The following is a 16336-nucleotide window of genomic DNA, read 5'->3' on the forward strand; positions in this document are numbered from 1 at the left end:
TACGATGCCGTAAGTTACGGACACGTAGGTATTCCGCCGGACCCCTCTCTCCCCCGGGAAGCGCCATGACCATCCAGGCCGGGCAGGCGCCGCCGCGCGCCGCCGAGGACGAACAGACCGCCACCGCACTGTCCGCCACCAGGGGCGGCGAGAAACAGGGCGCGCTGGAGCGCGCCACCCTGGTCCTGTTCATCGCGGTGCCGTTCCTGGCCCTGCTCGCCGCCGTCCCGGTGGCCTGGGGCCGGGGCCTGTCCTGGCTGGACGCCGGACTCGCCGTCGGCATGTACTTCCTCACCTGCCACGGCATCACCGTCGGCTACCACCGCTACTTCACCCACGGCGCGTTCAAGGCCAACCGCCCGCTGCGGCTGGGCCTGGCGGTGCTGGGCTCGCTGGCCGTCGAGGGCCCGCTGGTGCGCTGGGTCGCCGACCACCGCAAGCACCACAGGTACTCCGACAAGGACGGTGACCCGCACTCGCCGTGGCGCTACGGCGAGAGCCTGCCCGCGCTGCTCAAGGGCCTGTGGTGGGCGCACATGGGCTGGATGTTCGACGAGGAGCAGACCTCGCAGCTCACCTACGCGCCCGACCTGGTCCGCGACCCGGCCATAAGGCGCATCTCCCGGCTGTTCTGGCTGTGGACGCTGATCTCGCTCGGCCTGCCCGCGCTGGTCGGCGGCCTGGCCACCTGGAGCTGGCAGGGCGCGCTGACCGCCTTCTTCTGGGGCTCGCTGGTCCGGGTCGCGCTGCTGCACCACGTCACCTGGTCGATCAACTCGATCTGCCACGCGGTGGGTTCGCGCCCCTTCAGGTCCCGCGACCGGTCCGGCAACGTGTGGTGGCTGGCGGTGCTCTCCTGCGGCGAGTCCTGGCACAACCTGCACCACGCCGACCCCACCTCGGCCCGGCACGGCGTGCTGCGCGGCCAGGTCGACTCCTCCGCCCGGGTCATCCGCTGGTTCGAGCGGGCGGGCTGGGCGCACGACGTCCGCTGGCCCGGCGCGGAGCGGATCGCCGCCCGCCGCGCCGCATGAGTCAGCGCCTGCAGCATGATGGGGGGGTGAACGGGACCAACGGAGACAGCGCCGGCCATCGGCAGCCCTCGCGCCGCAGCGGGGGCAAGACGGCCGGCCGGGTGCGGATGACCGGCAAGCAGCGCCGCGAGCAGCTGCTGGAGATCGGCCGGGCGGTCTTCGCCGAACGCGGCTACGACGGCACCTCCGTCGAGGAGATCGCCGAGCGCGCCGGGGTCTCCAAGCCCGTCGTGTACGAGCACTTCGGCGGCAAGGAGGGCCTGTACGCGGTGGTGGTCGACCGCGAGATGCAGCTGCTGCTCGACATGGTCACCGGCGCGCTCACCGGCGGGCACTCCCGCGAGCTGCTGGAACAGGCCGCGTTCGCGCTGATGGACTACATCGACACCTCCACCGACGGTTTCAAGATCCTGGTCCGGGACTCGCCGGTGGCCCAGTCCACCGGCTCGTTCGCCTCGCTGATCGGCGACATCGCCACTCAGGTCGAGGACATCCTGGGCCTGGAGTTCAAGTCCCGGGGCTTCGACGCCCGGCTGGCGCCGATGTACTCGCAGATGCTGGTCGGCATGGTGGCGCTGACCGGCCAGTGGTGGCTGGAAGTGCGCAAGCCCGCCAAGGCGGAGGTCGCCGCCCACCTGGTCAACCTCGCCTGGCACGGCCTGGAGGGCCTGGAGCGGCACCCCAAGCTGGTGGGCGACCGCAAGAACTGACGACCGGCCCGGGGCCGTATCGGGATCCCGGGCCGCCTCCGCGACAGGAGCACCCGTGGCGGTCTTCCTGCTGGCCCTCGGCGCGGCCTGCTGCCTGGGCGCCGGATTCGTCCTGCAGCAGCACGCCGCCCAGCGCGCGCCCAGCGGCGACCTGCTGCGCTGGCGGCTGCTGCTCGACCTGATGCGGATGCCCGACTGGCTGCTCGGCATCGCCTTCATGATCGGCGGCCAGGTGCTCTCCGCGCTCGCCCTCAGCCAGGGCGAAGTGGCGCTGGTCGAGCCGCTGCTGGCCACCAACCTGGTCTGGGCGATGCTGCTGGCCGGCCGGATCACCGGCACCCGGCTGGGCCGCTCCGGCTGGGTCGGGGTGGCCCTGATCGCGCTCGGCGTGACCGCGTTCATCGCCGCCGGGCAGCCCGGCGGTGGCGGCCCGGCCGCCGGGCCGCTGCGCTACTGGCTGGTGTTCGGGGTCGTCTCCGGGCTGGCCCTGCTGCTGGTCGCGGTGGCCCGCCGGCTGCCGCTGTTCGAGGAGGCGACGCTGCTGGCGCTGGCCGCCGGACTGCTCTACGGCCTGCAGGACGCGCTCACCCGCACCACCTTCGACCGGATCGACCGGGACGGGGCGGCGGCCGCGCTGCTCTCCTGGCCGCCGTACACGGTGCTCGGCCTGGGCGTGGTCGGGCTGCTGCTGGTGCAGTCCGCGTTCGAGGCGGCGCCGCTGCGGATGTCGCTGCCCGCGCTGACCGCCGCCCAGCCGCTGGCCGGGATCGCCTGCGCGGTCGGCTTCCTCGGCGACCGGCTGCGGGTCACCCCCGGGGCGCTGGCCTGGCAGAGCGCCGGGCTGGCCGCGATCGTGGTCGGCGTGGTGGTGCTGGGCCGCCACCCGGCGCTGCCCGGCGCGAAGTGACGCCCCGTCGGCCCGGCACGGCGACGGCGAAGACCCCGGCGGCGCCCCGTCAGCGCTTGACGGCGACGGCGAAGACCCGGCGGAACGGGAACAGCGTGCCGTGCCCGCCGGCCGGGTACGCCTCGCGCAGCAGCGCCCCGTACTCGGCCAGGAACTCCGCCCGCTCCTCCGCCTCCGGCAGCAGGTCCAGCACCGGGCGCAGGGCGGAGCCCTTGACCCACTCCAGCACCGGGTCGGACCCCGGCAGCACCATCGTGTACGTGCTCTCCCAGACGTCCGCGGTGCAGCCCGCCGCCAGCAGGGTCCGCGCGTAGCGGTCCGGTGCGTGGCAGGAGGCGTCCGGGCGGGCGGTGGCCAGCCGGTCGCGCCAGCGCGGGGTGCGGCGCAGTTCGGCGAGCAGGGTGTGGCTGGGGGCGGCGAAGTTGCCGGGCAGTTGGAAGGCGATCACCCCGCCGGGGCGCAGCGCGGCCGCCCAGCGGGGCAGCAGTTCCAGGTGGTCGGCGGTGTCGGTGTCCATCCAGTGCAGGGCGGCGTTGGAGGCGATCAGGTCGGGCCGCTCGGGGGCCGGGTCGTACGCCGTGACGTCCTGCTCGCGGTACTCGGCGGTGGGTTCGCCGTCCGCGCCGCGGGCCTGGGCGAGCAGTTCGGGCGAGGTGTCCAGGCCGAGCAGCCGGGCGTCGGGCCAGCGGCGGCGCAGTGCGGCGGTGGAGTTGCCGGGGCCGCAGCCGAGGTCCAGCACGGTGGGGCGGGGCGGCAGGTCGGGGACGCGGGCGAGCAGGTCGGCGAACGGGCGGTTGCGCAGGTCGGCGTAGCGCAGGTACTGGTCGGCGTCCCAGTGGGCGGGCATGGCGCGGCTCCCGAAAGTATCTCGACGTCAAGATATCTCTGTTGCCGCCGAGACTTCCTTTGTTATCTCTTGATGTCAAGAGACTTCACATCGACACACCCCCCGATACACTGATCGACATGGAGGACGAGGTCGACCGCCTGGTCGCAGCATGGCGCCGAGAGCGCCCCGACCTCGACGTGGAACCGCTTGAGGTCCTCAGTCGGGTGAGCCGCCTCGCCCGCCACCTGGACCGCGCCCGCCGCACCGCCTTCGCCGAGCACGGCCTCGAACCCTGGGAGTTCGACGTCCTCACCGCGCTGCGCCGGGCCGGCTCCCCCTACCAGCTCTCCCCCGGCCAGCTGCTCACCCAGACCCTGGTCACCTCCGGCACCATGACCAACCGGATCGACCGCCTCACCGCCAAGGGCCTGGTCGTCCGCCTCCCCGACCCGGACGACCGCCGCGGCGTCCTGGTCCGCCTCACCGAGGCCGGACGCGACCAGGCCGACCAGGCGCTGGCCGGCCTGCTCACCCACGAGCGCGAGATCCTCGCCCGGCTCGCCCCCGCCCAGCAGGCCGAACTCGCCGCCCTGCTGCGCAGCCTGGTCACCCCCTTCGACCGCAGCAGCTGAGCGGCCCGCCTCAGAAGCCGTCCGGGTACGGGGTGGCCAGGGCCGGGGCCTTGGCGTGCGCGCTCTGGTAGCCGGGGAGCAGGGCCGCCAGCCGGGTGCGGACCTCGGGGTCGGTGTTGGTGGTGGCGGCGGCGTAGAGGCCGGTGAGGCCGCCGGCCAGGTCCTCGGGGGCGGCGGCCCGGTCGGTGGTGGTGGCGAAGATCCGCGGGTGGGCGGTGGGCAGGCGCTCCTCGGTGTCGGAGAACAGCGCCTCGTTGAGCTTCTCGCCGGCCCGCAGGCCGGTGTAGCGGATCTCCACCTCGTCGGCGCCGAGCTGGACCTGCTCGGCGAAGTTGTGCACCAGGTCGACGATCCGCACCGGCTCGCCCATGTCGAGGACGAACACCTCGCCGCCCTCGGCCATCCGCCCGGCCTCCAGCACCAGGCCGACCGCCTCCTCGATGGTCATGAAGAAACGGGTGACGTCGGGGTGGGTGACCGTCACCGGGCCGCCGCTGCGCAGCTGCTCCTCCAGCACCGACAGCAGCGAGCCGCGCGAGCCCAGCACGTTGCCGAAGCGGACGGCGGCGAAGACGCCGGTGCCGAGGTTGCGGGCGTCCCGGGCGTTGGCCTGGACGATCAGCTCGGCCAGCCGCTTGCTCGCGCCGAGCACCGAGGTCGGGTCGGCGGCCTTGTCGGTGGAGATCAGCACGAAGCGTTCGACGCCGGTGGCCAGCGCCGCCTCCACCAGGTGGTCGGTGCCCAGCACGTTGGACTTGACCGCCTCGCTGGGGTGGCGCTCCAGCAGCGGCAGGTGCTTGTGCGCGGCGGCGTGGAAGACCACGTCGGGGCGCAGGTCGCGGAAGATCTGCTGGATCCGGGGGCGGTCCCGGATGTCGGCGATCACCAGGGACTCGTCGGTGAGCAGCGCCTCGCCCCAGATGTCGAGCTGCAGGCGGTGCAGGTTGGACTCGTCGTGGTCGAGCATGTAGAGCGCGGCCGGCCCGAACGCCTGGACCTGGCGGCACAGTTCGCTGCCGATCGAGCCGCCCGCGCCGGTGACCAGCACCCGGCGGCCCTCGATCACGGTGCGGACGTCCGGGGAGACCACGTGCACCTCGTGCCGGCCGATCAGCCGGTTGACGTCCAGGGTGCGCAGGTCGGAGCCGACCACCTCGCGGCGCAGCGCGGCCAGGAAGGACGGCAGGTAGCGGACGGCCGCGCCGGCGGCGGCCGCGGCGGTGGCCAGGGCGCGCACCCGCTGGTGCGGCAGGCCCGGGATGGCGAGCACGACGACCTGGGCGCCGTGGCCGAGGGCCAGCGCGGTGAGGTCGGCGAGCGGGCCCAGCACGGGGACGCCGGAGACGTTCCGGCCGGCCTTGCCGGGGTCGTCGTCCAGCACGCCGACCGGGTCGAGGCCGAACTCCGGGGTCCGGCCCAGGTCGCGGACCAGGGCGGTACCGGCGGAGCCGGCTCCGACGACCAGGGTGCGCAGTCCGGCGGGACCGTCCGGCAGGCGGGTCCGGTCCCCGTACGGGCGTGCGGCAGTGCGGTGCGGCAACATCTGACCTCCGGTTTCCCTGAATCACGGAGTGGAACGTGCGGGGAGGCGGGGCCCGGTCGGCCCGCGCCGGTGCGCGCTCAGCCCGCGCCGGGGCCCGGGACGGCGGCGACGGTCGGCGGGGGGACGGGGACGGGCGGTTCGGAGGGCGCGATCCCGGCCCGGCGGGCGACCGCGACCGCCGCGAGCGTGGAGTGCACCCCCAGCTTGCCCAGGACGTTCTGCATGTGGGTGCGGACGGTGTGCGGGGAGAGGAACAGCCGCTCGGCGACGGCCTGCCGGCCGAGCCCGGCGACCATGCAGCGCAGCACCTCCTCCTCGCGGGGGGTGAGCGCGGCGACCAGGCGCTCGCTCTCCGAGCGGTCCCGGCGGGCCGAGGTCAGCTCGCGGACCACGCCGGTGAGCAGCGCGGGCGGCAGGTGGGTCTCGTCGCGGCGCACGCCGCGCACCACCGTCATCAGCGCGCCGAGCGAACTCCCGCGCGCCACCCAGCCGTTGGCCCCGGCCTGGAGGGCGCGGGCGGCGCGCTGCGGGTCGTCGGCGGCGGCCAGCAGGACGGCCCGCAGCTCCGGGTGGGTCCGCCGGACCCGGGCCACCAGGGCGATCCCGTCGCTCAGCGGGCGGGCCTCCTGAGGCGGCGTCAACTGCACAGGTGCGGGCCGCTGTTGCGGTAACGCGGGGGTGAGCCGGGGCCCGGCCGGGGCCGCCTGGGCGCGGGTCGGCGGCGGGGCGGCGCCCAGGTCGACGTCGACCAGCACCACGTCGTACGGGCGGTGTTCGGCCACCGCCCGCTCCAGTGCCCGTTCGGCCGCCGCCGCGCTGCCCGCCGCCCCGACGTCCACGTCGGGTTCGGCGGCCAGTGCCGTGGCGAGCGCCTCGGCGAAGATCCGGTGGCCGTCGACCACCAGGACGCGCATACGCCCCATCGTCCTTGCCCCCCTGCTCGTGGCCCGACCCCCACCGGTGCCTCACTCAGCCTACGGGCGCGCGCCGCCGCGGCGTGGGGGTTTGGTGAAGTTCCTGTACACAGGGTCTTCGGGGGTGGTGGCCGGTCCGGGGAGCGGGCAGGTCAGGCGCGGTGGGCGAGGGTGAACTCCCAGGCGTCGGCGACGATCCGGTCGAGTTCGGGGCGCTTGGGGGTCCAGCCGAGGGCCTCGCGGGCGCGGTCTGCGGCGGCGACCAGGACGGCCGGGTCGCCGGGGCGGCGGTCGGCGACGCGCACCGGGATCTCCCGGCCGGTGACGCGCTTGACCGACTCGATCACCTCGCGCACCGAGAAGCCGGTCCCGTTGCCCAGGTTGCAGATCAGGTGCCCGCCCGGCTTCGCCGCGTCCAGCGCCAGCAGGTGCGCCTCGGCCAGGTCCGCGATGTGGATGTAGTCGCGGATGCAGGTGCCGTCCGGCGTCGGGTAGTCCTCGCCGAACACCGCGATGTCCGGACGCTGCCCCAGCGCCGCCTGGAAGACCAGCGGGATCAGGTGCGACTCCGGCTCGTGCCGCTCCCCGTAACGCCCGTACGCCCCCGCCACGTTGAAGTACCGCAGGCTCACCGCCGCCAGCCCGTGCGCGGCCGCCTCCGAGGTGATCAGGTGGTCCACCGCCAGCTTCGTGGCCCCGTAGGTGTTCGTCGGGGACGTCCGCGCGCTTTCCTCGATCGGCACCCGCTCCGGCTCCCCGTACACCGCCGCCGTCGAGGAGAACACCAGCGTGCCCACCCCCGCCTTGCGCATCGCCGACACCAGCTCCAGCGAACCCGCCACGTTGTTGCGCCAGTACTTCTCCGGATCCGCCACCGACTCACCCACCTGCGAGGACGCCGCGAAGTGCAGCACCCCGTCGAAGGAGGAGTCCAGCACCTCACCCGCCTCCTGGATCCGCCCCCGCACGAACTCCGCACCCGCCGGAACACCCTGCGCGAACCCGGTCGACAGGTCGTCCAGCACCGTCACCGCGTGACCCGCCTCCAACAGGTGCGCCGCCACCACGCTCCCCACGTAGCCGGCTCCGCCCGTGACCAGGTACTTGCTCATGCCCTCAGACCTCCGCGACATTTCGGGTGTTCCTGGTCCGGAGCATAGGGCACCCGTCTGAACCGCCGGCCCCGTCCGCGCCGCCCCCGGACCGGCCCCCGCCGCCACCGGGCCCGGCCCTCAGGCCAGTTGGTCCAGCAGCCCGGTGCGGGCGGCCAGCGCCGCGGCCTCCAGCCGGGACCGCGCCCCCAGCTTGGTCAGCACCCGCTGGACGTGGGTGCGGGCGGTGGACGGGGCGATCCGCATCGCGGCGGCGATCGCCGCGGTGTCCTCGCCGTCCGCGATCCGGGCCAGCACCTGGACCTCCCGCCGGGTCAGCAGCCGCAGCAGCCGCAGCGCCTCGTCGTCCGGCGCCGCCACCGGCCACAGCAGGTGCTCGAACGCGGCCCGCAGCACGTCGACCCCCACCGCCACCTCCCCCGCCCGCACCCGGGTGATCGCCCGGTCCACCACCTCGATCCGCTCGTCGCTGCGGACGTACCCGGCCGCCCCCGCCGCGAACGCCGCCGCGACCCGCCCCGGCGCCCCCAGCGGGCCCAGCACCACCACCGCGATCTCCGGCCGCTCCCGCCGCAGCCGCCGCAGCGGCTCGAACGGGTCCTCCGGCCCGCCCGCCGTCCCCAGCAGGCACACCTCCGGCCGCCGCCCCGCCACCAGTTCCAGCACCGCCCCGCACGGCGACCCGATCCCCAGCACCCGGTGCCCGCGCTGCTGCAGGGCCGCCCCCAGCGCCTCGGCCATCAGCCGGTGGTCGTCCGCCACCACGAGCCGTGCGCTCATCCGCGCCTCCCCCTCCCGGGCCCGACAGACGCACCATCACAGCGCACAATCGCCCGGCCCGCCAGAGGCCCTCCGCCGCCGGCCCCGGACGACGCGCAGGACCTCGGACAACGCGAAAGGCCCCGCCTCCCGGCGGGGCCTTCCCGATCTGAGCCCCCATGCGGAATCGAACCGCAGACCTTCTCCTTACCATGGAGACGCTCTACCGACTGAGCTATAGGGGCTTGTTGCTCCGGGCGCCTCGCGGCTCCCCTTGCGACGAGGAAAACACTACATGCTCCGCCGACCGGTTGGGAAATCCGCTTCCCCCAGGTCGGAGGGCTAAACTGCCCGAGAAGACCCGATCTGCCGTGCAATGTCGCCCAGCAGCCGCGAACTCCCGTGCAGCGAAGGCGCGTGATCCTGTGTCAGCCCCCGGCCGCAGCCGTGCTTCCGGCGACCCCTCCGCGTGGTGGGCGCGGGCCCTGCGGCCGAGCCGGCCGGCGGTGCCGCGGGTGCTGATGGTGCGGGCCGCGGTGGGGATGGCGGTGCCGCTGCTGCTGGGGCTGCTGTGCGACCGGATGGCGCTGGGCGTGTTCGCGGCGCTGGGGGCGATGCACGCCACGATGAACGACCGGGTGGAGCCGCTGCGGCTGCGGGCGCCGCGGATCGCGCTGGCGCTGGCCGCGTCGACCGGCGGGATGCTGATCGGGGCGGAGCTGCAGTACCGGGGGGCGGGCGGGCCGGAGATCGGGCTGGCGCTGACCCTGCTGGGCTTCGCGGGCGGGGCGCTGTCCGCGACCGGGCCGCGTGGGTCGGCGGCCGGGATGCTGCTGCTGGTGTCGGCCTCGCTGGGCGGCGGGATGGCGCTGCCGCACCCGTGGTGGGCGGCGCCCGCGATGATGCCGTGCGGGGCGGCGCTGGTCCTGCTGATGGGGGTGCGCTACCGCACCGACGTCCGCACCGATCCGCGGACCCGGGCGCTGGCGGACGTCTACCTGGCGCTCGGCGGCCTGCTCGCCGCCCTCGGCACCCCGGACGGCGCGGCGGCCCGCCGCCTGCTCACCGGCCGGCTCAACCAGCTGCAGGACCTGCTGCCGCCGCCCCGCCCCGGCCGGCCCGAGTCGGCGCGGCTGCGCTGGCTGCGCCGCTCGTACGAGGCCGCGCTGGGCGCCACCGAGGCGGCGGCCGGGCTGCTGTGGGCCTGGCGCCCGGTGCCGCCGGAGGTCGCGGGGCTGCCCGCCCGGCTGGCCGCGCAGATCACCGGCGGCCCCGAGCCGGACTATCCCCAGTGGCGGCCGGACACCCCGTCCCGGACGGCGTTCGACACCGCGCTGCGGGCCGCCGCCGACACCGTCGCGGGCCGCTGGGCCCCGCTGGACACCGCCGCCCCGCCGCCGCCCGACCCGTGGCGGCTGCGGGTGCGGCTGCTGTCCGGGGGCTCGGTGCGCTACGGGCTGCGGGTGGCGCTGTGCGTGGCGGTCGCCGAGGCCGCGGTCAACCTGCTGCCGCTGGACCGCAGTTACTGGGTGCCGATGACGGTGGCGTTCGTCCTGAAGCCGGACCTCGGCTCGGTGTTCCAGCGGGCGGTCAGCCGGGCGCTGGGCACCGTACTGGGCATCGCGGTCACCGCGGTGCTGCTGGCCCTGACCACCGACCCCTGGGTGCTGAGCCTGGTCATCTCGCTGTGCGTGGCGCTGCTGCCGTACTCGACGGCCGCGCACTACGGGCTGAACACCGTCGTGATGACGCCGGTCGCGCTGCTGCTGGTGCAGCTGGGCGGGGAGAGCGGGGCCGCCGAGTTCTGGCCGCGGGTCCTGGACACCGCGCTGGCCAGCGGCATCGTGCTGGTCTTCGGCTACCTGCTGTGGCCCGACCGGCCTCCGCACCGGATCGAGCCGAGCGTCGTCACCGCCGCGGCCGCGCTGCGCCGCTACCTGGCCGCGGTGGTCGCCGGGCGCACCGAGCCGGTCGCCGAGGTGTGGCTGCGCCGCACCGCGTACCGGGCGCTGGCCGACGCCCGGCAGCAGGTCGCCCTCGGCCTGGCCGAGCCCCCGCCGGCCGGCCGGCTCGCCGAGCTGTGGCTGCCGACCACCGCCGCGCTGGAGCGGCTCTCCGGCGCGGTCGCCGCGTACGCCGCCCAGCTGCGCTACGGCGGCCGGCAGCCCGAACCGGAGGTGATCGCCCGGGTCCTGCACTCGCTGGAACGGATCACCGACGCCGCCCGCACCCACCGCCCGCCGACCGGCCGGACCGACCGCCCGACCGGCCCGCACGACCCGGAGCGCAGCGCGCTGGCCCGGGCCGCGGACGAGCTCGACCAGCTGCTGGCGGCGTGACGGCGCCGCGTGACGGTGCCTCGGGCGCGACGGTGCGGCGGCGTCAGACCTGCTCGGCCAGTTCCAGCCAGGACATCTCCAGCTCCTCCTTGTCCTCGCGGACCTTGCGCAGCTTCGCGTCCAGCTCGGCGACCTTGGAGAAGTCGGCGGCGTTCTCGGCGAGTTGGGCGTGCAGCTTGGACTCCTGCTCGTCCAGCTTGGCGATCTGCCGCTCGATCTTCTGCAGTTCCTTCTTGGCGGCGCGCAGGTCGCCCGCCGACAGGCCGGTGGACTCCGCGGCGGCCGGGACCCGGGCGGCGGCGGCCTGGGCGGCGGCCTCGGCCATCGCGGTGCGGCGCTCCAGGTACTCGTCGACGCCGCCGGGCAGCATCCGCATCCGGCGGTCGCCGAGCAGGGCGTACGCGGTGTCGGTGGTGCGCTCGATGAAGAACCGGTCGTGGCTGATCACGACCATCGAGCCGGGCCAGCCGTCGAGCACGTCCTCCAGCTGGTTGAGGGTCTCGATGTCGAGGTCGTTGGTGGGCTCGTCGAGGAACAGCACGTTCGGCTCGTCCATCAGCAGCCGCAGCAGTTGCAGGCGGCGGCGCTCGCCGCCGGAGAGGTCGCCGACCGGCGTCCACTGCTTGTCCTTGCCGAAGCCGAACTGCTCGCACAGCTGCCCGGCGCTCATCTCCCGGCCCTTGCCGAGGTCGACCCGGCCGCGGACCTGCTCGACGGCCTGCAGCACCCGGGTGGCCGGGTCCAGCTCGGCGACCTCCTGGGAGAGGTACGCGAGCCGGACGGTCTTGCCGACCTTGATCACGCCGCCGGCCGGCTGCACGTCGCCCTCGGTGGCGTACGCGGCCTGCATGGCGCGCAGCAGCGAGGTCTTGCCCGCGCCGTTGACGCCGAGCAGGCCGATCCGGTCGCCCGGGCCGAGCTGCCAGGTCAGGCGCTCCAGGAGCAGCTTGTCGCCGGCCTTGACCGTCACGTCCTCCAGGTCGAAGACGGTGCGGCCGAGGCGGGCGTTGGCGAACTTCATCAGCTCGGACTTGTCGCGCGGCTCCGGCACGTCCGCGATCAGCGCGTTCGCGGCCTCGATCCGGTAGCGCGGCTTGGAGGTGCGGGCCGGGGCGCCGCGGCGCAGCCAGGCCAGCTCCTTGCGGGCCAGGTTCTGCCGCTTCTGCTCCTCGGTGGCCTCGATCCGGGAGCGCTCGGCGCGGGCGAACACGTAGTCCGAGTAGCCGCCCTCGTACTCGCGGACCTCGCCGCGCTGGACGTCCCACATCCGGGTGCAGACCTGGTCCAGGAACCACCGGTCGTGGGTGACGCAGACCAGCGCGGAGCGGCGGTTCTGCAGGTGCTTGGCGAGCCAGGCGATGCCCTCGACGTCGAGGTGGTTGGTGGGCTCGTCCAGCACGACCAGGTCCGGCTCGCCGAGCAGCAGCTTGGCGAGCGCGATGCGGCGGCGCTCGCCGCCGGAGAGCGGGCCGATCACGGTGTCCAGGCCGTTCGGGAAGCCCGGCAGGTCGAGGCCGCCGAACAGGCCCTGGATGATGTCGCGGATCCGGGCGTCGCCCAGCCACTCGTGGTCGGCCCGGTCGGCGATCACCTCGTGCCGGATGGTGGCCTCCGGGTCCAGCGAGTCGTGCTGGGTGAGCACCGCCATCTGCAGGCCGCCGGAGTGGGTGACCCGCCCGGTGTCGGGCTCCTCCAGCCCCGCCAGCATCCGGATCAGCGTCGTCTTGCCGTCGCCGTTGCGGCCCACCACGCCGATCCGGTCGCCCTCGCTGACGCCGAGGCTCACCCCGTCCAGCAGGGCCCTGGTGCCGTACACCTTGGTGACGGACTCGATGGTGGCGAGGTTGACGGCCACGAAGCTGCACTCCTGAGGAAGGGGCTGGAACGAGCCTCCAGCCTAGTGCCGCGCCCGCCCGTGCTCTCCGCCTCAGCGGGCGGCGTCCAGCAGGGCCCGCTGCTCGGCGGTCAGTTCCAGGTCGAGCGCCGCCAGGCTCTCGTCCAGCTGGGCCACCGAGGACGCGCCGACCAGCGGGATCACCGGGAGTTCGCCGCCGAGCAGCCAGGCCAGCACGACCTGGTTGGGGGTGGCGCCGGTCTCCTTCGCCACGGTGCCGAGGGCGGCGAGCCGGGTGGGGGTGCCCGCGTGGTCGAAGGACGGGCCGAGCGGCTTGTCGGGGCGGACGTAGCCGCCGCCGAGCAGCGGGGAGTAGGCGACCATGGTCAGCTCCGGGCTCTCCTTGAGGTAGGAGATCAGGTCGCCGTGCACCGCGGCCTGGTCGCCGTCGGCGGAGAGGAAGCCGGGCAGGTCGGCTCGGCGGCGCAGGTAGGTGTGGCCGTACTGGAGCACCTCGTAGCCGGGCAGCCCCGCCTGCGCGGCGAGGTTGCGGGCCCGCTCGACCCGCCAGGACCAGTGGTTGGAGACGCCGAGCAGCCCGACCGTCCCCTCCTGCACCAGCTCGCCGAAGGCGTGCACCGTCTCGGCGAGCGGCACCTTGGTGTCCTCGATGTGCGCGTACAGCAGGTCGAGCTTCTCGACGCCCAGGCGCTTGCGGCTGGCCTCGGACGAGGCCCGGATCACCTCGGCGGACAGGCCCTCGCCGTTCTCGACGAACCCGGTGCCGGGGGCCTTCGGACGGGCGCCGAGCTTGGTGGCGATCACCACCTCGTCGGTGATCCCGCGGCTGGCCCGCCACCGGCCGAGCACGTTCTCGCTGATGCCGCCCTGGCCGCCGTCCTGCCAGTACGCGTAGTTGTTGGAGGTGTCGACGAAGGTGCCGCCCGCCTCGACGTAGCGGTCCAGCACGGCGAAGGAGGTGGCCTCGTCGGTGAGCGTGCCGAACAGCATCGCGCCGAGGCTGAGCACGCTGACCTCGCGACGGGTGCGCGGGTCGGTTCCGATGGTGCGCTTGCGCATCCGGGTTCCCCTCGTTTCCGCGGCCCGCCCGGTGCGGGCCGCGATCAAGAGTCTGGAACCCGGAGCGCGCTCCAGGTCAAGCAGAGGTCTTGACCACCCGCGACGACGTGCGCGGAGGTGGCGCACCACCGCGCACGGGTGGCGGGCGCCCGTCGTCTCCCTTCCCGTCACTGCCGCGCGGTACCGTGCCAGGACCACGACGGTGAGCCGAAGGTTGTGATGACGGCAGTGGAGAACCGGCCGCAGATGCTGACCGAGGAGTTCGAGCGCATCGCCCAGGCGGCCGAGCGCGAGGGTGTCCGGATGGAGTTCGTCCACGGGCGGATCGGAGTCAAGGCGGTGCCCGACGGCGACCACATGGAGATCATCCGCTGGGTGATGAAGCAGTGCATGCAGCAGCGCCCCGACCTGTGGCTGTACCCCGAATGCGGGCTGCGGGTGGAGACCTACCGCAAGGGCAACGCCAAGCCGGACGGCGTGCTCGCCCCGGAGGGCAGCCTCGCCGGCCAGGGCGAGTGGGTCGATGCCGACAGGGTCGTCATGGTGGTCGAGGTGACCTCGTACGACAGCGACACCGACCGCGGTGACCGGGACGAGAAGCCCCGGGCCTACGCCGAGACCGGCATTCCGGTCTACCTGCTGGTCGACCGGGACAGCTGCGAGGTGCTGGTCCACAGCGAGCCCGAGGACGGCCGGTACGTCAGCCTGGTGCGACGGCCCTTCGGCAAGCCTGCGGTCCTGCCCGACCCGGTCGGGATCACCCTGGACACCGAACCGCTCAAGGCCTGGGTGCGCTGACCACCTGCGCGCCCGGGACCGGGCCGTGGGTGGCGTGCGCGGTGCGGCAGGTGCCGGAGGTGCGCAGGGCGGTGGCGAGGTGGGCGGCGGCGTCGGCGTCCTTGGCGAGGAAGGCGCAGGTGGGGCCGGAGCCGGAGACCAGGGCGGCCAGGGCGCCGGCCTCGGTGCCGGCGTGCAGGGTGTCGGCGAGGGCGGGGCGCAGCGAGACGGCGGCGGCCTGCAGGTCGTTGCCGAGGGCGGCGGCCAGCGCGACGGGGTCGCCCTCGGCGAGGGCGGCGAGCAGCGCGGGGTCGGCGTCGGGGGTCGGGACGTCGGCGAGGGAGGAGCCGAGGCCGGACTCCTCGCGCAGGCGGTCGCACTCGCGGAAGACGGCCGGGGTGGAGAGCCCGCCGTCGGCGACCGCGAACACCCAGTGGAAGGTGCCGGAGACCGGCAGCGGTTCCAGCAGTTCGCCGCGGCCGCGGCCCAGGGCGACGCCGCCGAGCAGGGCGAACGGGACGTCGGAGCCGAGTTCGGCGGCGAGTTCCAGCAGGGTGGGCAGCGGGGTGTCCAGGCCCCACAGGGCGTCGCAGGCGAGCAGGGCGGCGGCGCCGTCCGCGCTGCCGCCGGCCATGCCGCCGGCGACCGGGATGGCCTTGTCGATGTGCAGGTGGACGCCGGGGTCGGCGAGGCCGTGGTGGGCGGCGAGCAGCCGGGCGGCGCGGGCGGCCAGGTTGCTGTCGTCGAGCGGGACGGCGGCGGCGTCGGGGCCGTCGCAGCTGAGCGTGACGCCCGGGCCGGGGGTGGCGGTGACCTGGTCGCCGAGGGCGACGGCGAAGAAGACGTTCGCCAGGTCGTGGTAGCCGTCGGGGCGGACCCCGCCGACGCCGAGCTGGACGTTGACCTTGGCGGGGACCCGGACCGTGACCATGTTCAGTGTTCCTCTGCTGCCTCTGTGGCCTTGGGCTTGTGCTCGGCGATCGCGGCGAACTGCTCGACGGTGAGCATCTCGCCGCGCAGCGTGTGGTCGATCCCGGCCCCGCGCAGCGCCTCCTCGGCGGCGGCGGGCGACCCGGCCCAGCCCGCCAGCGCGGCCCGCAGGGTCTTGCGGCGCTGGGCGAAGGCGGCGTCGACGACGGCGAACACCTCGCGGCGGGTGGCGGTGGTGGCGGGCGGGTCGCGGCGGATCAGCGAGACCAGTCCGGAGTCGACGTTCGGCGCGGGCCAGAACACGTTCCGCCCGATCGCCCCGGCGCGCTTGACGTCCGCGTACCAGTTGGCCTTCACCGAGGGCACGCCGTACACCTTGTTGCCGGGCTTGGCGGCGAGCCGGTCGGCGACCTCGCTCTGCACCATCACCAGGGTGCGCTCGATGCTGGGGAAGGTCTCCAGCATGTGCAGCAGCACCGGCACGGCGACGTTGTACGGCAGGTTGGCCACCAGCGCGGTCGGCGCGGGGCCGGGCAGCTCGGTGACGTCCATCGCGTCGCTGAGCACCAGGTCGAAGCCGTCGGCCTTGGCGGGCATCCGGCCCTTCACGGTGTCCGGCAGGTGCCGCGCCAGCACCGGGTCGATCTCCACCGCCGTGACGTGCCGCGCCACCTCCAGCAGCGCCAGCGTCAGCGACCCGAGCCCCGGCCCGACCTCGACCACCGCGTCCTGCCCCGTCACCTCCGCCGCCCGGACGATCCGCCGCACGGTGTTCCCGTCGATGACGAAGTTCTGCCCGCGCTGCTTGGTCGGCTTCACGCCGAACGCCTCGGCCAGCGCACGGATGTCGGCGGCTCCCAGCAGGTGGCCGTCGGAGGTGGGTTCGGTGGTGCTCACCCGCCAAGGATAAGGGTCGGCGCTCGACGAGCCGCTTGA

At 74.6% G+C, this 16336-nt stretch carries 15 protein-coding genes and 1 tRNA gene; 6 read left to right on the forward strand and 10 right to left on the reverse strand.

Annotation, left to right across the window (positions count from 1 at the left end; all coding sequences use genetic code 11):
* The first annotated feature begins 65 nt into the window (after window positions 1-65).
* Genes EDD39_RS02820 through EDD39_RS02830 form a run of 3 tightly spaced genes read left to right on the forward strand, consistent with a single transcriptional unit; the run spans window position 66 to window position 2651 of the window.
* A complete protein-coding gene (locus EDD39_RS02820; protein WP_123553215.1) occupies window positions 66-1034 on the forward strand; it encodes an acyl-CoA desaturase in 969 nt (322 codons plus the stop codon).
* Window positions 1031-1744: a TetR/AcrR family transcriptional regulator gene (locus EDD39_RS02825; protein WP_244256578.1), complete on the forward strand. Its 714-nt coding sequence runs from the start codon at window positions 1031-1033 to the stop codon at window positions 1742-1744. The genes EDD39_RS02820 and EDD39_RS02825 overlap by 4 nt, the downstream gene beginning before the upstream one ends.
* Before the next feature lie 55 nt (window positions 1745-1799).
* Complete coding sequence (locus tag EDD39_RS02830; RefSeq protein ID WP_030464049.1) at window positions 1800-2651, forward strand: DMT family transporter; 852 nt, start codon at window positions 1800-1802, stop codon at window positions 2649-2651.
* 49 nt (window positions 2652-2700) lie between these two features.
* Here the strand turns inward: EDD39_RS02830 and EDD39_RS02835 are convergent, their stop codons facing one another.
* A complete protein-coding gene (locus EDD39_RS02835) occupies window positions 2701-3498 on the reverse strand; it encodes a methyltransferase domain-containing protein (protein ID WP_123553217.1) in 798 nt (265 codons plus the stop codon).
* Window positions 3499-3617: 119 nt separating this feature from the next.
* On the opposite strand from EDD39_RS02835, the gene EDD39_RS02840 reads away from it, so the two are divergent.
* Complete coding sequence (locus EDD39_RS02840; RefSeq protein WP_030464051.1) at window positions 3618-4112, forward strand: MarR family winged helix-turn-helix transcriptional regulator; 495 nt, start codon at window positions 3618-3620, stop codon at window positions 4110-4112.
* A gap of 10 nt (window positions 4113-4122) precedes the next feature.
* Here EDD39_RS02840 and EDD39_RS02845 read toward each other — a convergent pair whose 3' ends face one another.
* The 5 genes from EDD39_RS02845 to EDD39_RS02865 all read right to left on the reverse strand — a co-directional run bounded on the left by EDD39_RS02845 (window position 4123) and on the right by EDD39_RS02865 (window position 8685).
* Entirely contained in the window at window positions 4123-5655 is a 1533-nt protein-coding gene (locus EDD39_RS02845; RefSeq protein WP_123553218.1) for a polysaccharide biosynthesis protein, read from the reverse strand.
* 77 nt (window positions 5656-5732) lie between these two features.
* On the reverse strand, window positions 5733-6578 hold the full coding sequence (locus EDD39_RS02850) for a LuxR C-terminal-related transcriptional regulator (RefSeq protein WP_123553219.1): 846 nt from the start codon (window positions 6576-6578) through the stop codon (window positions 5733-5735).
* 143 nt (window positions 6579-6721) lie between these two features.
* Entirely contained in the window at window positions 6722-7681 is a 960-nt protein-coding gene (galE, locus tag EDD39_RS02855) for a UDP-glucose 4-epimerase GalE (RefSeq protein WP_123553220.1), read from the reverse strand.
* Between the two features lie 120 nt (window positions 7682-7801).
* Window positions 7802-8461, reverse strand: coding sequence for a LuxR C-terminal-related transcriptional regulator (locus EDD39_RS02860; protein WP_123553221.1), 660 nt, complete (start codon window positions 8459-8461; stop codon window positions 7802-7804).
* 151 nt (window positions 8462-8612) lie between these two features.
* Window positions 8613-8685 (reverse strand) — tRNA-Thr (locus tag EDD39_RS02865).
* A 276-nt stretch (window positions 8686-8961) separates the two neighbouring features.
* Between EDD39_RS02865 and EDD39_RS02870 the strand changes: the two genes are divergently transcribed.
* Window positions 8962-10779 (forward strand): FUSC family protein, encoded by a 1818-nt coding sequence (locus EDD39_RS02870; RefSeq protein WP_279638431.1) that lies wholly within the window; start codon window positions 8962-8964, stop codon window positions 10777-10779.
* Between the two features lie 43 nt (window positions 10780-10822).
* Here EDD39_RS02870 and EDD39_RS02875 read toward each other — a convergent pair whose 3' ends face one another.
* Window positions 10823-12634, reverse strand: coding sequence for an ABC-F family ATP-binding cassette domain-containing protein (locus tag EDD39_RS02875; protein WP_123553223.1), 1812 nt, complete (start codon window positions 12632-12634; stop codon window positions 10823-10825).
* Window positions 12635-12706: 72 nt separating this feature from the next.
* Entirely contained in the window at window positions 12707-13693 is a 987-nt protein-coding gene (locus EDD39_RS02880) for an aldo/keto reductase (protein WP_123553224.1), read from the reverse strand.
* A gap of 219 nt (window positions 13694-13912) precedes the next feature.
* On the opposite strand from EDD39_RS02880, the gene EDD39_RS02885 reads away from it, so the two are divergent.
* On the forward strand, window positions 13913-14491 hold the full coding sequence (locus EDD39_RS02885; RefSeq protein WP_123553225.1) for a Uma2 family endonuclease: 579 nt from the start codon (window positions 13913-13915) through the stop codon (window positions 14489-14491).
* On the opposite strand, the gene EDD39_RS02890 is transcribed toward EDD39_RS02885, so the two are convergent.
* Both EDD39_RS02890 and rsmA read right to left on the reverse strand, forming a co-directional pair.
* Window positions 14472-15401: a 4-(cytidine 5'-diphospho)-2-C-methyl-D-erythritol kinase gene (locus tag EDD39_RS02890; RefSeq protein WP_123553226.1), complete on the reverse strand. Its 930-nt coding sequence runs from the start codon at window positions 15399-15401 to the stop codon at window positions 14472-14474. The genes EDD39_RS02885 and EDD39_RS02890 overlap by 20 nt on opposite strands.
* Window positions 15402-15403: 2 nt before the next feature.
* Window positions 15404-16297, reverse strand: coding sequence for a 16S rRNA (adenine(1518)-N(6)/adenine(1519)-N(6))-dimethyltransferase RsmA (rsmA, locus tag EDD39_RS02895; RefSeq protein ID WP_123553227.1), 894 nt, complete (start codon window positions 16295-16297; stop codon window positions 15404-15406).
* Window positions 16298-16336 lie beyond the last annotated feature (39 nt).

Source organism: Kitasatospora cineracea (assembly GCF_003751605.1).
GTDB lineage: Bacteria > Actinomycetota > Actinomycetes > Streptomycetales > Streptomycetaceae > Kitasatospora > Kitasatospora cineracea.

Excerpts from the sequence above, each read along its gene's own strand:
- EDD39_RS02820 (WP_123553215.1), top strand. The coding sequence starts at position 66 with ATGACCATCCAGGCCGGGCAGGCGCCGCCGCGCGCCGCCGAGGACGAA.
- EDD39_RS02825 (WP_244256578.1), top strand. The coding sequence starts at position 1,031 with ATGAGTCAGCGCCTGCAGCATGATGGGGGGGTGAACGGGACCAACGGA.
- EDD39_RS02835 (WP_123553217.1), bottom strand. The coding sequence starts at position 3,498 with ATGCCCGCCCACTGGGACGCCGACCAGTACCTGCGCTACGCCGACCTG.
- EDD39_RS02840 (WP_030464051.1), top strand. The coding sequence starts at position 3,618 with ATGGAGGACGAGGTCGACCGCCTGGTCGCAGCATGGCGCCGAGAGCGC.
- EDD39_RS02845 (WP_123553218.1), bottom strand. The coding sequence starts at position 5,655 with ATGTTGCCGCACCGCACTGCCGCACGCCCGTACGGGGACCGGACCCGC.
- EDD39_RS02850 (WP_123553219.1), bottom strand. The coding sequence starts at position 6,578 with ATGGGGCGTATGCGCGTCCTGGTGGTCGACGGCCACCGGATCTTCGCC.
- galE (WP_123553220.1), bottom strand. The coding sequence starts at position 7,681 with ATGAGCAAGTACCTGGTCACGGGCGGAGCCGGCTACGTGGGGAGCGTG.
- EDD39_RS02860 (WP_123553221.1), bottom strand. The coding sequence starts at position 8,461 with ATGAGCGCACGGCTCGTGGTGGCGGACGACCACCGGCTGATGGCCGAG.
- EDD39_RS02870 (WP_279638431.1), top strand. The coding sequence starts at position 8,962 with ATGGTGCGGGCCGCGGTGGGGATGGCGGTGCCGCTGCTGCTGGGGCTG.
- EDD39_RS02880 (WP_123553224.1), bottom strand. The coding sequence starts at position 13,693 with ATGCGCAAGCGCACCATCGGAACCGACCCGCGCACCCGTCGCGAGGTC.
- EDD39_RS02885 (WP_123553225.1), top strand. The coding sequence starts at position 13,913 with ATGACGGCAGTGGAGAACCGGCCGCAGATGCTGACCGAGGAGTTCGAG.
- EDD39_RS02890 (WP_123553226.1), bottom strand. The coding sequence starts at position 15,401 with ATGGTCACGGTCCGGGTCCCCGCCAAGGTCAACGTCCAGCTCGGCGTC.